We start from the raw sequence: 15,979 nt of genomic DNA, 5'->3' as shown, positions 1-15,979 counted from the left end.
CAGCTACTCGGCCAATTGCGGCAGGTTCTTGAACAGCTCAAGCGCCTCTGGATTGGCGAGCGCCTCCTTGTTCTTGATGGCGCGGCCGTGCACGACGTCGCGCACCGCAAGCTCGGTGATCTTGCCCGACTTGGTGCGTGGGATGTCGGTGACGGCGACGATCCTTGCCGGCACATGACGCGGGCTCGCGCCGCTACGGATTTTTGCCCTTATGCGTTTTTCCAGATCCTCGTCGAGTTGCACGCCGGCGGCCAGCCGCACGAACAGGATAACGCGCACGTCGTTGTCGAAGTCCTGTCCGATGCACAATGCTTCCAGGATCTCGGGCATCTGCTCGACCTGGTTGTAGATCTCCGCCGTGCCGATCCTCACCCCGCCCGGGTTGAGCGTGGCGTCGGAGCGGCCATGGATGATGAGGCCGCCATGCTCGGTCCATTCGGCGAAATCGCCATGACACCAGACATTGTCGAAGCGCTCGAAATAGGCCGCCCGGTACTTCTTGCCATCGGGGTCGTTCCAGAAGCCGATCGGCATCGCCGGAAAGGCTTTTGCGCAGACCAGCTCACCCTTTTCCTGTCGGACTGGCCTGCCGTCGTCGTCCCAGACATCGACGGCCAGGCCGAGGCCGGGTCCCTGGATCTCGCCGGTCCAGACCGGCTGCGTCGGCACGCCGAGCACGAAGCAGGAGACGATGTCGGTGCCGCCGGAGACCGAAGCCAGATGCACGTCCTTCTTGATGCCTTCATAGACGAAGCGGAAATCTTCCGGCGACAGCGGCGAGCCGGTGGAGGAGATTGCCCGCACAGTGGCCAGATCATGCGTGCGGATCGGCTTGAGGCCAGCCTTGCGCACGGAATCGATGAACTTGGCCGAGGTGCCGAAGAAAGTCATCTTCTCGGCATCGGCGAAATCGAACAGCACATTGCCGTCGGGGTAGAAGGGCGAACCGTCATAGAGCAGCAGCGTCGCACCCGAAGCGAGCCCCGACACCAGCCAGTTCCACATCATCCAGCCGCAGGTGGTGAAGTAGAAGAAGCGATCGCCGTCGGTGAGACCGGCATGCAGCCGGTGTTCCTTGACATGCTGGATCAGCGTGCCGCCGGCCGAATGGACGATGCATTTGGGAATGCCGGTCGTTCCCGACGAAAACAGGATGTAGAGCGGATGCGAAAACGACAGCGGCTCGAAAGTAACAGGCTTGCCGGCGAACGGTGACAGCGCCTCTTCCAGCGCCACCGCCCCGTCGATGGTCCCGGCGACATCGCTCGATGTGCCAAGATAGTCGACGACCAGTATCTGGCGGACAGTGCCGAGCTTGGCCGCGACCGCGGCGATCTTGTCGGCGACTTCGATCGCCTTGCCGTTGTACCAATAGCCGTCCGGCGCGATGAAGACGACGGGCTCGATCTGGCCGAACCTGTCGAGTACGCCCTGCTCGCCGAAATCGGGAGAGCAGGACGACCAGACGGCACCGATCGATGCGGCGGCCAGCATGGCGGCGACCGTCTCCGGCATGTTGGGCATCATGGCGGCAATGCGGTCGCCCTTCTTCACCTTGAGCGACAGGAAAAGCTGCTGCAGCCGAGAGGTCAGCGCGTGCAACTCGTTCCAGGACAGCCGGCGCTCGACCTTGTCTTCGCCGCGAAACACGATTGCGTCGCCTGGGCCGGTCTTCTTCAGCAGATTCTCGGCGAAATTCAGTGTCGCATCGGGAAAGAAAGAAGCGCCGGGCATCTTGCCGCCGTCGACGAGCAGGTTATCGCCCTTGTCGCCGACGATGCCGCAGAAATCCCAGATCAGGCTCCAGAACCCTTCACGGTCCTCGACCGACCAGGCATGAAGCTGCGAATATGAGGAAAACGCTACGCCGGCTTTCACTCCGGCGGCCTTGGTGAAGGCGGTCAAGGGTGCTGCGTCAATCTGGTCTTGCGTCGGGGTCCAGAGCGGTTGTCCGGCAGCCATGATCGTTCCTCCACGGTCGCCATCGCTTATGCATATCGCAGCGCAGCAGAGCAAGATTTTGTTCGGCTGATGCGACCAGGTGTGCGCAAATGCCATCGCCGGGCCATAAAGACTTGAAATGCCTCAGCCCTAAGTCGTAGTGACAACTTGAAGTCGTAGTGGCGGCCGGAAGTCGTGGTCACGACTGGGGTTACACCCGTCGGGCGATTTGTCGGAATGGAAGCATACGGGGCCATATGCCATCATCTATGATCCGGCGCGGAATATGGGCGATCGGCGCTGCCGTGATCGTCGTCGCGCTGGTCGTTGCCGCCCTGCCGCTGATCGCCTCCACCCGTATCGTGCGCGACCGCATCGCCTGGGAAATGAGTGCGTGGAGCGGCTTCCGGGTCGCCATCGAGGGCTCGCCTCGCATCGAGGTCTGGCCGACATTCCGCGCGATCCTGACCGATGTGACGCTTTCGCAATGGACCGACACCGAGGCGCCGCCGGTGGTCGAGGCAGAACGGGTCGAGGTCGACCTTTCCGCCATGGCGGCGCTACGCGGCGACGTGGTGTTTTCGACGGCGCGGCTGGTGCGGCCGACGATCCGGGTTCAGCGCACGCCTGTCGGCGTTTTCCTGCCTGCTGTCCCGACCGGCGGGCGCATCACGCGCTCCATCGACACGGCGCGCGGCGTGGTCAATGCCGACCCCGCCAAGCCGGACCTCGACAAGCTGCCAACCGACACCTTCGGCACGGTCGAGTTTCGCGACGGCCGAATGGTAGCCTCCATCGGCGGCAAGGACGTCGAGATCCTGAGCAGTTTGAACGGTCAGGCGAATTGGGCGGCGATGAACAGCAATGCGACGCTGTCGGCAACAGGGATCTGGCGGGGCGAAAGCGTCGCTCTGGACGTCGCCTCGGCCAAACCGCTTGTGCTGTTTGCCGGCGGTACGGCGCCGCTGACGCTGTCCTTCAAGGCGGCACCCGCCACCTTCTCGTTCGACGGCACGGCCAGCATGTCTGAAAATACCTATTTCGACGGTCAGGCGAAGTTCTCGGCGCCCTCTTTGCGGCGTGTCCTGGAATGGTCGCAGGCCGGCATCGCTCCGGTTGCAGCGATCGGCTCGGTCAGCATTTCGAGCAAGATCACCGCGACCGGCGGGCGCGTCAAGTTCGACAACACGGCGATTGCGCTCGACAACAATCCGGGAATGGGTGCGCTAGACCTCTCTTTTGGTGAATCACAACCGGTGATCTCCGGTACGCTCGCCTTCGACACGCTCGACCTCAGATCGTTTCTGTCGGCCTTCACCCCGCTGGTGCCGACCGGAGGGGCGGGACCCGGCGAAATCGACACAAGTTTCGCCGACAAGATCAATCTCGATCTCAGGCTGTCGGCGGCGCACGCCACGGCGGGGCCTATCCAACTCGCCGATGTCGCCGCCACCGCCCAGGTCAAGGATGGTCTGTCCGTCTTCGACATCTCCGATGCCTCGGCCTTCGGCGGCAACATCCAGACCAGCCTTCGCTTCGATCGCAAGCCGGAAGGCTCGCAGGTCGAAATCCGCCTTCTGGCGTCCGACATCGACGGCGGTGCGTTCGGTACGGCGGCAGGGATGACGCGGCTGGTGCCAGTCGGCACAGGCACCGTCTCGGTGATCCTCAAGGGGCCGGGCAGAACCTGGGATTCCATCTTCGACAATGCCGACGGCTCGGTCTCGGCGACCTTCGGGCCGGGTGCGTTGAGCAAGCTCAACCTGCCGGCCTTCCTCAAACATACCGAACAGGGCGGCTTCTTCGCGCTCGACGACGTCTCCGATGGAACATTGCCGATCGACGGTGCCGAGATCAAGGCCACCATTTCGAAGGGCGTGGCACGGATCGACAAGGCCGAGGCCAATTCAGCGAAGTACAAGATCTGGCTGTCCGGCATCGCGTCCTATGCCGGGCGCGGACTGGCCTTGTCCGGCGGCGTCATTCAGCCGGACAAGGCGGCAACGCAGGCCAATGGCCAGCAAGGTCCCAACCAGTCGTCGTTCTTCGTCGGCGGAACCTGGAGCACGCCGTTCATTTCCCCGATCAGCCGCGGCGTTTCGGGGGAATAGGCCGCCACCGCGCCTCCTATCTTTCACCCGCGCTGCGCGGCCTGCTCGTCGAGTTGGCGCTGCACCTCACGCCGTTTGTTGGCAAGCGAGGCGATGACGACGCCAATCGCCACGACGGCAATCAGGATCGTGCAGGCAGCGTTGATCTCCGGCGTCACGCCGAGGCGGACCTGGCTGTAGATCTTCATCGGCAACGTCGTCGCGCCCGGCCCGGAGGTGAAGCTGGCGATGACAAGATCGTCGAGCGAAAGCGTGAAAGCCAGCATCCAGCCGGAGACGATCGCCGGCATGATGACCGGCAATGTGATCTGGAAGAAGGTCTTCACCGGCGTTGCGCCCAGATCCATCGCGGCTTCTTCCAGCGAACGGTCGAAGGTGATGAGGCGCGACTGCACGACCACGGCGACGAAGCACATGGTCAGCGTGATGTGGGCGAGCGTCACGGTGAGGAAGCCGCGGTCGAGGCCTACCGCGACGAAGAGCAGCAGCAGCGACAGGCCGGTGATGACTTCCGGCATGACCAGCGGCGCAAAGACCATGCCGGAGAACAGCACCCTGCCCTTGAAGCGCGTGTAGCGGGTCAAGGTGAGTGCCGCCAGGGTGCCCAGCACCGTCGCAACCGTGGCCGAGATCAGGCCAACACGCGCCGTCACCCAGGTCGCGTCCATGAGGCCCTGGTTGTGGAACAGCGAGACGTACCATTTGGTCGAGAAACCGCCCCAGACCGTGACCAGTTTCGATTCGTTGAACGAGAAGACGATGAGCAGCACGATCGGCAGATAGAGAAATGCAAAGCCGAGCACGATCGAGGTGATGTTGAAGCGGCTCCAGGTGGCGTTCATGAGGTCACCTGTCCATTTCCTGAGCGCGGGCCTGAGCCCGCTGAAAGAGCATGATCGGCACGATCAGCAGCAACAGCAGGATGACGGCAACGGCCGACGATACCGGCCAGTCGCGATTGGCGAAGAACTCGTTCCACAAAGTCTTGCCGATCATCAGCGTCTGCGATCCACCGAGCAGGTCGGGAATGACGAATTCGCCGACAGCCGGAATGAACACCAGCAGGCACCCGGCGATGACGCCGGGCAGCGACAGCGGGAAGGTGATTTTCCAGAAAGCACTTGTCGGCGGGCAGCCGAGATCCTTGGCCGCCTCGATCAGCGAATAGTCCATCTTCTCGAGAGCGGAATAGAGCGGCAACACCATGAACGGCAGGTAGGAATAGACGATGCCGATGAAAATCGCCGTATAGGTGTTGAGGATGATCAGCGGCTGGTGGATGACACCGGTGGCGAGCAGCAGCTGATTGAGCAGCCCTTCGGGCTTGAGAATGCCGATCCAGGCGTAGACGCGGATCAGGAACGAGGTCCAGAACGGCAGGATCACCAGCATCAGCAAGGTTGGGCGGATCGTCGCCGGCGCGCGCGCCATGCCGTAGGCGATGGGATAGCCGACGAGCAGTGTCAGGACCGTCGAGACCGCGGCGATGATGACGCTGGTCACATAGGCGTTGAAGTAGAGCGCGTCCTGCGTCAGCCAGGTGTAATTGTCGAGGCTGAGTTGCTTCAGTTGAGCCAGAAACCCGGAAATGCCGCCGCTGAAATCGAGCGCCGGCGTATAGGGCGGAATGGCGATCGCCGTTTGCGACAGCGAGATTTTGAAGACGATGACGAACGGAATGAGGAAGAAGAACAGCAGCCAGACATACGGGATGATGATGACCAGTCGGCCAACGAAGGCAGCACCCAGCCTGGCAAGGATGGATTTGCCGGCATCGGATGCCGGAGAGGCTGATGCGGTGGTGACGGCGGCGCTCGACATGTCGCCCTCTACCGCGTCAGCACGACGCCGGCGTCGGGCCGGAAGGAAACCCAGGCGCGGTCGTTCCAGCTCAACGGATCCTCGGTGATGCGGGCCGCGTTCATGGTGCTGGCGCGCACCACCTGGCCGTCGTCCAGCCTGACATGATAGACGGTCATGTCGCCGAGATAGGCGATGTCGTAGACCTCGCCCTCTATGGCGTTGACCGCCTCTGCCGGCTTCTTCGACGACACTTTGATCTTTTCCGGCCTGATGGCGAAGGTGACGGCCGTCCCGGCGCCGGCGGTGCCGGCATTGTCGGTGCGGATGGTGATGCCGTTGCCGGCATCGATGCTGGCGCTGCCGGCCTCGCCACGCGCGATCTTGCCCTCGAACATGTTCACATTGCCGACGAAACCGGCGACGAAGCGCGACCCCGGCGCCTCGTAGACTTCGGCCGGCGTTGCCACCTGCATCACCTCGCCCTTATCGATGATGGCGATGCGATCGGCCATGGTCATCGCCTCTTCCTGGTCGTGGGTGACGACGACGAAGGTGAGGCCGAGGTTCTGCTGGAGGTCCATCAATTCGAACTGCGTCTCTTCGCGCAGCTTCTTGTCCAATGCGCCGAGCGGCTCGTCGAGCAGCAGCACTTTCGGCCGTTTGGCGACCGAACGGGCGAGCGCGACGCGCTGGCGCTGGCCGCCGGACAGTTGATGCGGCTTGCGCTTGGCGAATTGCTCGAGTTTGACCAGCTTCAGCATCTCGGCAACGCGCGATGCGATTTCGGGCTTCGGCATGCCGTCCTGCTTGAGGCCGAAGGCGATGTTGTTCTCGACCGTCATATGCGGGAACAGCGCATAGGACTGGAACATCATGTTGACAGGCCGCCGATAGGGCGGGATGCCGCGCAGATCCTGGCCATCGAGCAGAATGCGGCCGGCTGTCGGCTCCTCGAAGCCGGCGAGCATCCTGAGCAGCGTCGACTTTCCGCAACCGGAAGCGCCGAGCAGCGCGAAGAACTCGCGCTCGAAGATGGTCAGAGACAGATTGTTGACGGCGGTGAAGTCACCGAACTTCTTGGTGACGTTGTCGAACTGGATGTACGGCTTGGCGTTCGGGTCGTTCCACGGTGCAAAATCCCTGCGGATGCTGCCAAGCGATTTCATGTCCCACTCCGTCCTGATTTTCTTGCTTCTTGCCCCAGGTAAAAACGGTCCCGGCAGGTGGCTGCCGGGACCGTGTCGGATTGCTTACTGGCCAGTGACGATCTTGGTCCAGGTGCGCGTGATGACGCGCTGGGTCTTGGGATCGTATGGCGAGACGGTGTAGAGCTTCTTTATGGTCTCGGCATCGGGATAAACTGAAGGATCATCCAACAGCGCCTTGTCGACGAATTGCTGCGAAGCCTTGTTGCCGTTTGCGTAGAGCACGTAGTTCGACGACTTGGCGATAACTTCCGGCTTCATCATGTAGTTGATGAACTCGAGCGCCTCCGCGACATGCGGCGCGTCGGCAGGGATCGCCATCTGGTCGAACCACATCTGGGCGCCCTCCTTCGGCACGGAATAGCCGATTTCGACGCCCTGCTTGGCCTCGACGGCGCGGTTGCGGGCCTGGAACACGTCACCCGACCAGCCGACGGCCAGGCAGATATCGCCGTTGGCTAGCGCGTTGATGTATTCGGAGGAATGGAACTTCCTGATGTAGGGCCGGACCTTGAGCAAGGTCTCCTCGGCCTTGGCGATATCGTCTGGCGATGTGCTGTTCGGATCGAGGCCGAGATATTTCAGTGCGGCCGGAATGATGTCGGCCGGCGAGTCCAGCACGTAGACGCCGCAGTCCTTCAATTTGGCCAGGCTGTCGGGATTGAAGAAGACATCCCAGCTGTCGATCTTGTCGGTGCCGAGTGCCGCCTGCACCTTCTTGATGTTGTAGCCGATGCCAACCGTGCCCCACATGTAGTTGACCGAGTATTCGTTGCCGGGGTCGTACTTGGCGGTGCGCTCCGAAACCGTGTCCCACATGTTGGAAATGTTGGGCAGCTTCGACTTGTCGAGCTTCTGGAACACGCCGGCCTGGATCTGGCGCGCAAGGAAATTGCCGCTGGGCACGACGACGTCATAGCCGCTGCCGCCGGCAAGCAGCTTGGTCTCAAGGATTTCGTTGGAATCGAAGGTGTCATAGACGACCTTGATGCCGGTTTCCTTGGTGAAATCGTCGATGATCGAACTGTCGATGTAGTCCGACCAATTGAAGACGTTGACGACACGATCCTCGGCGTGACCGCCGACGGTGAAAAATGTCAGGAATGCCGAGGTTGCCGAAAGCCAAAGCGCTTTGCGGATCATGCTATTCTCCTTTGATGAGTGTTCCTTCACCGGCTCGTCGCGATATCAGCGCGACCGGCATTTTCTTCAGACTATTGAGCTTTCCAAGGGGCGACAAGCGCGAACTGCCGAGACCATGCAGGCGGTTCGATGAGATGGCTCGATGCCCCTGAGGCGGCCTGGGAGGCGTGCCAATACCGTCATAGGCTTTCGCCGTGGCGCGGGCAGAGATACGACCATATGGTCCGGTCTCGATCGGACCGGCTGGGAGACTTGGCAAGATACGCCTGTCTTGTTGTTGCCGTATTCCCAGCCTGCCCGTGCTGCAGCGACGTTGTCAATGGCAAAGCTGGGGGCCGCTTCAATTAGGCGACGGCACCCCGGTGACCCCTGCGCGTTCGGGCCGTGCCTGGCGCTTGAATTCGAGCCCGATATGGACGAGCAGCGCCGTGACCACAACCGCGCCACCGATGATGGTGCGCCCCGACGGCACCTCGGAATGGATGAGCCAGACCCATATCGGGCCGAGGATCGGCTCGAACGTGCCGAGCAGCGCCGCGATCGCCGCCGGGATCAGTCGCGCGCCGGTGGCGAAGAAGGCGAGGCCGAGGCCGAGATTGACCACGCCAAAGGCAAACAGAAAGCCCATGTCACTGGCCGACACGGTGAAGGTCGATGCCTGCGAGGCGGCAAAGCCGGCCGCGAGCATGGTGCCGAGGCACGTCGCCGGCGTCATGCGCACGCCGGAAAACCGCCGGGTGATGACGGTGGCGATCGAGAACATGACCGCGATCAACAGCGCCAGCCCATCGCCTATGGGCGAGACGGCGCCATCAAGCGATTCCGACACCATGATAGCGACGCCGGTGATGACGGCCGCGATTGCCACCCAGGTGGCGACACCTACCCTTTCGCGGAACAACGCCCAGGCAAACAGCGCCGCCAGCAACGGCACGCCTGCCTGCATCAAAAGGATGTTGGCGACGGTGGTGTAGGCCAGCGCCACAACGAAGGCGGTCGATGCGGTGGCAAAGCAGATCCCGACGGCAAGGCCGGGCAGACCCATGTCGCGGAACAGCTTCAGCGTGCCATGCCAGCCGTCACGCCAGACCATGAAGCAGACCAGGAAGGCGGCGGCCCAGACGGAGCGCCAGAAAATGACCGTCCAGCTGTCATCGACAGTGATGAAGCGGGCGATGGTGCCGCCGAAACTCCACATCAGCGCCGACAGGAACACCAGCAGGAAGCCGATCCGCTCCTCCCGTTGCGGGACGGTCGATGAAACAATGATCGGCGATGATGCGGTGTCGGTCATGAGCGCGACTGTCGGGCTTTTGTGGACGGGACGATGCGCAAGGGACGACAAAAAGATGCTCTGTTCGCGTAACGCAAAGGCGCAGGCCGGAACTGAGCCAGCGGCCGGCGACAATTGTGGCACCCTTGCCCCATTCAGAGGAACTTGGCGTCACTGAAAATCGAAGGCGCTCAAGCCCGTCACCATCTCGTCGAGGCCGAGCGGACGCGTCACCGGCGGTTCGGCACGCGCCAGGCAACCGACGCGTTCACAAAGCCGGCAGGCAGGCCCGACCGGCGTCGCCGCTACACTGCCGGCCTTTGCGGTGATTGCCGCACCGGGCAATGCCGCTCCATAGACGATCTCGTCACGAAAGCCGATGTCGCAACCGAGCAGCAGGGCGGTGCGGCGCGGGCGTTCCGAGAATGCGCCTTGCGGCCCTTCCAGCGTGCGGGCGATGCACAGGAACTCGGCGCCGTCGGGCATCTCCACTGCCTCGACAAAGACCTGGCCGGGCTGGGTGAAGGCGACATGCACGGGCAGTTTGGGACAGCCGCCGCCAAAGCGGCTTTGAGGAAAGCCCTGGCTGCCGGTCTTGCGGAAGCGGTTGCCGGCATTGTCGACCTCCATCATGAAGAACGGCACGCCCGAGGCACCCTGCCGCTGCAGCATGGTCAGCCGGTTGGCCGCCTGTTCGAAGGAGACCCCGAAGCGCGAACGCAGGACATCGATGTCATAGCGGGCGCGCACGGCAGCCGCGTGAAAGGCCTGATAGGGCATCATCAGCGCATGCGCCGCATAACGGCCAAGTTCGAAGCGGGCCAGGCGGCGCGCCTCGTCGGTGCTCAGCTTGAGCGCCTGGATCTCGCCGGCGACCGCGACCGTCATGCGGATCAGGCACGCCTCCATCGCCACTTCGCGCAACTGGTCGAATGGCGACAGGCGTTCGGACAGGAACAGGCGCTGCGAGTGGCGATCGTAACGGCGGCGCCAGTTCGGCATGGTGGCGACCGGCAGCACCTTGACCACGATGCCGTATTCGCGCTTCAGCCAGGCCTTCAGCGCGCCGAACAGGTCGTCGCCGGGATCGAGCACCGCGGTGAATGCCGCGGCCTCTTCCTCGAGGGCCGCAAAATGGTTCGGCCGGCGCTCGAAAATCTCGTGCACCTCGTCTATCGGCAGGCGGGCACCGGAAAGCGCCGTTGCCCTACCTTCGCGCGCCAGGAGTTCGTTGAGATCGGACAGGCGCTCGGCCTGCTCGCGATAGGCGCGGAACAGCTTTATCACCGCCGCGGACGCGTTGGGCGCTGCCTCGGCAAGCTCGATCAGCTCCTGATCGCCCGGCAGTTCGCCGACCAGCAGTGGATCGGTGAACACCTCCTTCAAGGCGGCGACAGACCCCCTCGCCTCGCCCTGCAGTTCGTGCGGGTCGACCTTGTAGACGGACGCCAGCTTGAGGATCAGCTGCACCGTCAGCGGCCGCTGGTTGCGCTCGATCAGGTTGAGATAGGACGGCGAAATGCCAAGGCCCTCGGCCATCGCCGTCTGGGTCAGCCCCTTGGCGTTGCGGATACGGCGGATGCGCGGCCCGGCGAAGATCTTCTGGTCAGCCATCGACTGTCCTTGACAGGAATTTACACGATTTTTTGGGCTTGGCCTTTTACAATAATGACAAGTTTACAACGCACTTCTGTCAAACGCAACACAGGTTTTCTCTTATATTCCGTCAGTTTCCTAGTTTTTTGTGGCTGATTCCGCGCAGAAATGTAAATCTAGTCATACACAACTACCCCCAATGATTGACGCCTTGATACAGCTCAGCAAGTCCTCGGAGTGACCAATGACTGATTTTTACAACCTCGTCCCATCGGCCCCGGAAGGTCGCTTCGACGGTATCGAACGGCCCTATTCCGCGGCGGATGTGAAGCGTCTGCGCGGATCGGTGCAGATCCGCCAGAGCCTTGCCGAAATGGGCGCCAACCGGCTGTGGAAGCTCATCCACGAGGAGGATTTCGTCAACGCGCTCGGCGCCATGTCCGGCAACCAGGCGATGCAACAGGTGCGCGCCGGACTGAAGGCGATCTATCTGTCGGGCTGGCAGGTTGCCGCCGACGCCAACACGGCTGGCGCGATGTATCCGGACCAGTCGCTCTATCCGGCCAATGCGGCGCCCGAACTGGTCAAGCGCATCAACCGCACGCTGCAGCGCGCCGACCAGATCGAAACGTCGGAAGGCAACGGGCTTTCGGTCGAGACCTGGTTCGCGCCAATCGTCGCCGACGCGGAAGCCGGCTTCGGCGGACCGCTCAACGCCTTCGAGATCATGAAGGCCTTCATCGAGGCGGGCGCTGCCGGCGTCCACTATGAGGACCAGTTGGCGTCGGAAAAGAAATGCGGCCATCTCGGCGGCAAGGTGCTGATCCCGACCGCAGCGCACATCCGCAACCTCAACGCCGCGCGCCTAGCGGCGGACGTGATGGGCACGCCGACCCTGGTCGTCGCGCGCACCGATGCGGAAGCCGCCAAGCTGCTCACCTCCGACATCGACGAACGCGACCAGCCCTTCGTCGACTACGGCGCCGGGCGCACGGTGGAAGGTTTCTACAACGTCAGGAACGGCATCGAGCCCTGCATCGCCCGCGCCATCGCCTATGCGCCTTACGCGGATCTGATCTGGTGCGAGACCTCGAAGCCCGATCTGGCGCAGGCCAGGAAATTTGCCGAGGGCGTGCGCAAGCATCACCCCGACAAGCTGCTCGCTTACAACTGCTCGCCATCGTTCAACTGGAAGAAGAACCTCGACGACGCGACGATCGCCAGGTTCCAGAAGGAGCTTGGCGCGATGGGCTACAAGTTCCAGTTCATCACGCTCGCCGGCTTCCACCAGCTCAACTACGGCATGTTCGAACTGGCTCGCGGCTACAAGGCACGGCAGATGGCGGCTTATTCCGAGTTGCAGGAGGCGGAGTTCGCGGCGGAGGCCAATGGCTACACCGCAACCAAGCACCAGCGCGAGGTCGGCACCGGCTATTTCGACGCCGTGTCGATGGCGATCACCGGCGGCCAGTCGTCGACCACCGCCATGCATGAATCGACCGAGCACGCGCAGTTCAAACCGGCCGCGGAATAGCGGATCACAGAAATACAGAGGAAACGCCCAACAGGGCTTGGAACACAAGGAGAAGACCAATGGCATCGATAAGCCGTGTCAAGGAACGCGCCGAAGAACAGTCCACGACGATGAGCGTCGACCAGCAAGCGACGATCCGCATGCTCGCCAACGACCTGCATCGCCTGAACCAGTCGGTGATGAAGGCGGTCGAGGCGGGCGTCTCGGTGGAGCTCGTGCGCTCGGCACGACATCACGGCGGCGACGGCAACTGGGGCGATCTGCTGATCCCGGTGATCGTCACGCAGCATAGCCACGGCTGACTGAAATCCATGCAACCGATCCTTCACCTGCGCAGCCTCTGCGCAGGTGAATTTTCTTTTCATCAAGCACGTGTGGACAGTTGAGTACAGTAGCGTTGCTTGAAATTCACTGCTCCCGGCGATGATTTCGGGCACTTTTATTTCAACTTGACATAGGCTCCGATCTCACGCCAATTGCGCTCCGGATTCAACTCTGCATTGAAATAGGGGCGAGCTTCTTGGCCGACTTGTGTGCCCGGTGAATCGCGAAGGCGAGATTCCAAGACATCCGAATCTGGTGACCCACGACTCAACCACCGAGGCGATCCGTGATCCGTCGCAGGTGCTTGTCGTCGGCAAATCGCCAATCAATCGCGTGGTGATCTCAAAGATCGTCGAGCGATCCGGGCTCAAGCCGATTTCGGAATCTCCCGACACGGCGGCAAGGATCTTGCGGTCGCTCATTCCCGGCGCGGTTGTCCTTGACGGCGGCGTAGACAACAAGGACTGCGACAGCCTGATGTCCAGCATCGCCGCATTGCGGCGGGCCTCGGGCCAATCGCAGCCACCGGTAATCCTGCTTTCAACCAAGAATGGCACGACAGAAAGTCTGGGCCTGTCTGGCATCATCGACGTGGTGGTCGCCAAGCCGATCACGCCCGAACGGTTGCAACCGGTGATCGATCGCCTCATCGGCCGCTAAGGCAATTGCGGGAAAGCGTGTAACGGTTTTCCGTCCGGAATTGAGCAAACCAGGTAAGGCCCGGCAATCACGGATCGATGATGCTTTCGATCAGTCCGGGCAGTTGTCCGAGATCGGATATCTGGCGGAACCTCGATTCGGTTACCGGCGCCTCGACATGCTCCAGCACCCAGGTCAGTTCGTGCGGCACATGGACACCCCAGCCGCCGGCCTCGATGGCCGGCACCACATCCGACTTCAGCGAGTTGCCGACCATCATGCTTTTCGCCGGACCATCGCCGTGGCGGTTGAAGAGCCTGCTATAGGTGGCGGCATTCTTGTCGCTGACGATCTCGATCGCATCGAACAGATCGCCCAGGCCAGAGCCAGCCAGCTTGCGCTCCTGGTCGAACAGGTCGCCCTTGGTGATCAGCACAAGGCGGAATGCGCCGGCAAGCTTTTCAACAGTCTCGCGCGCGTGCGGCAAGGCCTCGATCGGATGGCTCAGCATCTCGCGGCCGGCATCGAGAATCTCTGATATGACCGAGGCCGGTACGCGGCCTTGCGTGACCTCGATCGCCGTCTCGATCATCGACAGGGTAAATCCCTTGATGCCGAAGCCATAGACGGCGAGATTGCGCCTTTCGGCCTCCAGCAATCGTGCCGAGATGTTCTCCGCTTCGCCATGATCGGCGAGCATGGCGGCAAAGCGCTTCTCCGTCAGGCGGAAGAACTGCTCGTTCTGCCAAAGCGTGTCGTCGGCGTCGAAGCCGATCGTCGTCAGTTTACCGTCGTGCCGCATTGAACGTCTCGATTGGCATTGGGATGGGAAAACTAAGCCGATTGGCGCGATTTTCAACCGCGTCAACCAATGCCCGACGCGGCTCCCCTTCCCTTCCACAGAGGCGCACGGCTATACTCCACAATCCGCAACCCAATCTGGTGAATGATGCCGCCTGCAAAAAAGGAAGTCCGTCCGTCGAGCCGCGGAGGACGTGCCCGCACGCCTGCCTTCGTGAAAAACCAAAGGGGCGTCAAGAACTGGAAGGAAGTCAGCGCCTGGCTGGAATGGCGCGGAATCGAGGACATCGAGTGCATCACGCCCGATCAGGCAGGCGTCGCGCGTGGCAAGATGATGCCGTCGAAGAAATTCACCTCCAACACCTCGCTGGCGCTGCCGTCGGCAGTCTTCATGACGACGATTTCCGGTGGCTACCCCGAAGATGGCAACGGCTTCCATTACCCGGAAGACGACGGCGACCTCAAACTGATGCCGGACCTGTCGACGCTGACGGTGGTGCCATGGGAAGAAGACCCGACGGCCGCGGTCATCTGCGATCTCGTCCACCAGGACGGACGCTCGGTCGAGTTCACGCCGCGCAATGTGCTGAAGCGTGTGGTGGCTGCCTATGACAAGCTCGGCCTGAAGCCGGTGGTGGCGCCCGAGATCGAGTTCTACCTGGTGCGCAAGAATCCCGACCCGGACTATCCGCTGACGCCGCCTGTCGGCCGTTCGGGACGCGCGATCGGCGGCGGCGCCGGCTATTCGATCGCCGGCGTCAACGAATTCGACGAACTGATCGACGACATCTACCATTTCTCCGAAAGCCAGGGCCTGGAGATCGACACGCTGATCCACGAGGAGGGAGCAGGGCAGCTGGAGATCAATCTGCGCCATGGCGACCCGATCGAACTGGCCGACCAGGTGTTCATGTTCAAGCGCACCATTCGCGAGGCGGCGCTGAAGCACGAGATTTATGCCACCTTCATGGCCAAGCCGATCCAGGGGCAGCCTGGCTCCGCCATGCATATCCATCAGTCGATCATCGACAAGAAGACTGGACAGAACATCTTTTCGGCCGCCGACGGCTCGGAAACCGACGATTTTTTCCACTTCATCGGCGGCATGCAGAAGCATGTGCCGAACGCGCTGGTGATGTTCGCGCCCTATGTCAATTCCTACCGCCGGCTGACACAGGCGGCATCGGCGCCGGTCAACAACAAATGGGGCTATGACAACCGTACCACGGCGTTTCGTGTGCCACGCTCGGACCCGGCGGCACGGCGCGTCGAAAACCGCATCCCGTCCTCCGATGCCAACCCCTATCTGGCGCTGGCGGCATCGCTTGCCTGCGGGCTGATCGGCATCACCAACAAGATCAAAGCCGAGCCTCCCGTGCTGACCACAGCCAACGCCGACGAGATCGACCTGCCGCGTGGCCTGCTCGAAGCCGTCGATCTGTTCGAGGGCGACGAGGAACTCTGCGCGCATCTGGGCAAGTCCTTCGCCGCGACCTATGCGGCGATCAAGCGGGCAGAATTCGAGACCTTCATGGAAGTGATCAGTCCGTGGGAGCGGGAGTATCTGCTGCTGAACGTTTAGGGGAGTAGGGGAGTAGGGGAGTAGGGG

13 protein-coding genes are annotated in these 15,979 nt (G+C 62.2%); 5 read left to right on the top strand and 8 right to left on the bottom strand.

Translation table 11 applies throughout. The annotated features are described in order from the left end of the window. Nucleotides 1–3 precede the first annotated feature (3 nt). Nucleotides 4–1,962 carry an acetoacetate--CoA ligase gene (locus EOA16_RS00065; protein ID WP_127254697.1) on the bottom strand — a complete coding sequence of 653 codons (1,959 nt, stop codon included), beginning with the start codon at nucleotides 1,960–1,962 and terminating at the stop codon, nucleotides 4–6. A gap of 236 nt (nucleotides 1,963–2,198) precedes the next feature. On the opposite strand from EOA16_RS00065, the gene EOA16_RS00060 reads away from it, so the two are divergent. Next, on the top strand, nucleotides 2,199–4,052 hold the full coding sequence (locus EOA16_RS00060; protein WP_127254696.1) for an AsmA family protein: 1,854 nt from the start codon (nucleotides 2,199–2,201) through the stop codon (nucleotides 4,050–4,052). Between the two features lie 23 nt (nucleotides 4,053–4,075). Here EOA16_RS00060 and EOA16_RS00055 read toward each other — a convergent pair whose 3' ends face one another. From EOA16_RS00055 to EOA16_RS00030, 6 genes are all read right to left on the bottom strand, one after another. Further along, nucleotides 4,076–4,894, bottom strand: a complete 819-nt coding sequence (locus tag EOA16_RS00055) for an ABC transporter permease subunit (RefSeq protein ID WP_127254695.1) — start codon at nucleotides 4,892–4,894, stop codon at nucleotides 4,076–4,078. Between the two features lie 4 nt (nucleotides 4,895–4,898). Beyond that, complete coding sequence (locus tag EOA16_RS00050) at nucleotides 4,899–5,873, bottom strand: ABC transporter permease subunit (protein WP_127254694.1); 975 nt, start codon at nucleotides 5,871–5,873, stop codon at nucleotides 4,899–4,901. Nucleotides 5,874–5,881: 8 nt separating this feature from the next. Next, complete coding sequence (locus tag EOA16_RS00045; protein ID WP_013530249.1) at nucleotides 5,882–7,021, bottom strand: ABC transporter ATP-binding protein; 1,140 nt, start codon at nucleotides 7,019–7,021, stop codon at nucleotides 5,882–5,884. Between the two features lie 84 nt (nucleotides 7,022–7,105). Then, nucleotides 7,106–8,203, bottom strand: a complete 1,098-nt coding sequence (locus tag EOA16_RS00040; protein WP_127254693.1) for a polyamine ABC transporter substrate-binding protein — start codon at nucleotides 8,201–8,203, stop codon at nucleotides 7,106–7,108. 340 nt (nucleotides 8,204–8,543) lie between these two features. Beyond that, on the bottom strand, nucleotides 8,544–9,497 hold the full coding sequence (locus EOA16_RS00035) for a DMT family transporter (RefSeq protein WP_127254692.1): 954 nt from the start codon (nucleotides 9,495–9,497) through the stop codon (nucleotides 8,544–8,546). Nucleotides 9,498–9,647: 150 nt separating this feature from the next. Next, a complete protein-coding gene (locus tag EOA16_RS00030; protein WP_127254691.1) occupies nucleotides 9,648–11,090 on the bottom strand; it encodes an XRE family transcriptional regulator in 1,443 nt (480 codons plus the stop codon). Nucleotides 11,091–11,316: 226 nt separating this feature from the next. Between EOA16_RS00030 and aceA the strand changes: the two genes are divergently transcribed. From aceA to EOA16_RS00015, 3 genes are all read left to right on the top strand, one after another. Then, entirely contained in the window at nucleotides 11,317–12,606 is a 1,290-nt protein-coding gene (gene aceA / locus EOA16_RS00025; protein ID WP_127254690.1) for an isocitrate lyase, read from the top strand. A gap of 59 nt (nucleotides 12,607–12,665) precedes the next feature. Further along, the gene (locus EOA16_RS00020) at nucleotides 12,666–12,908 is read left to right on the top strand and encodes a hypothetical protein (RefSeq protein ID WP_127254689.1); all 243 of its coding nucleotides are present in this window, start codon (nucleotides 12,666–12,668) and stop codon (nucleotides 12,906–12,908) included. Nucleotides 12,909–13,182: 274 nt separating this feature from the next. Next, a complete protein-coding gene (locus EOA16_RS00015; RefSeq protein WP_245455831.1) occupies nucleotides 13,183–13,590 on the top strand; it encodes a response regulator in 408 nt (135 codons plus the stop codon). A 67-nt stretch (nucleotides 13,591–13,657) separates the two neighbouring features. Here EOA16_RS00015 and EOA16_RS00010 read toward each other — a convergent pair whose 3' ends face one another. Then, nucleotides 13,658–14,371, bottom strand: a complete 714-nt coding sequence (locus EOA16_RS00010) for an HAD family hydrolase (protein ID WP_127254687.1) — start codon at nucleotides 14,369–14,371, stop codon at nucleotides 13,658–13,660. A 144-nt stretch (nucleotides 14,372–14,515) separates the two neighbouring features. On the opposite strand from EOA16_RS00010, the gene EOA16_RS00005 reads away from it, so the two are divergent. Continuing rightward, a complete protein-coding gene (locus EOA16_RS00005) occupies nucleotides 14,516–15,952 on the top strand; it encodes a glutamine synthetase family protein (RefSeq protein WP_027035719.1) in 1,437 nt (478 codons plus the stop codon). Nucleotides 15,953–15,979: the final 27 nt, after the last annotated feature.

The organism is Mesorhizobium sp. M7A.F.Ca.US.008.03.1.1, assembly GCF_003997495.1.
Classification (GTDB): Bacteria; Pseudomonadota; Alphaproteobacteria; order Rhizobiales; family Rhizobiaceae; genus Mesorhizobium.
The sequence above is the reverse complement of the archived record's forward strand: the minus strand, read 5'-3'. Positions and strand labels throughout refer to the sequence as shown.

Coding starts and splice junctions, on each gene's coding strand:
- EOA16_RS00065 (WP_127254697.1), bottom strand. CDS start 1,962: ATGGCTGCCGGACAACCGCTCTGGACCCCGACGCAAGACCAGATTGAC.
- EOA16_RS00060 (WP_127254696.1), top strand. CDS start 2,199: ATGCCATCATCTATGATCCGGCGCGGAATATGGGCGATCGGCGCTGCC.
- EOA16_RS00055 (WP_127254695.1), bottom strand. CDS start 4,894: ATGAACGCCACCTGGAGCCGCTTCAACATCACCTCGATCGTGCTCGGC.
- EOA16_RS00050 (WP_127254694.1), bottom strand. CDS start 5,873: ATGTCGAGCGCCGCCGTCACCACCGCATCAGCCTCTCCGGCATCCGAT.
- EOA16_RS00045 (WP_013530249.1), bottom strand. CDS start 7,021: ATGAAATCGCTTGGCAGCATCCGCAGGGATTTTGCACCGTGGAACGAC.
- EOA16_RS00040 (WP_127254693.1), bottom strand. CDS start 8,203: ATGATCCGCAAAGCGCTTTGGCTTTCGGCAACCTCGGCATTCCTGACA.
- EOA16_RS00035 (WP_127254692.1), bottom strand. CDS start 9,497: ATGACCGACACCGCATCATCGCCGATCATTGTTTCATCGACCGTCCCG.
- EOA16_RS00030 (WP_127254691.1), bottom strand. CDS start 11,090: ATGGCTGACCAGAAGATCTTCGCCGGGCCGCGCATCCGCCGTATCCGC.
- aceA (WP_127254690.1), top strand. CDS start 11,317: ATGACTGATTTTTACAACCTCGTCCCATCGGCCCCGGAAGGTCGCTTC.
- EOA16_RS00020 (WP_127254689.1), top strand. CDS start 12,666: ATGGCATCGATAAGCCGTGTCAAGGAACGCGCCGAAGAACAGTCCACG.
- EOA16_RS00010 (WP_127254687.1), bottom strand. CDS start 14,371: ATGCGGCACGACGGTAAACTGACGACGATCGGCTTCGACGCCGACGAC.
- EOA16_RS00005 (WP_027035719.1), top strand. CDS start 14,516: ATGATGCCGCCTGCAAAAAAGGAAGTCCGTCCGTCGAGCCGCGGAGGA.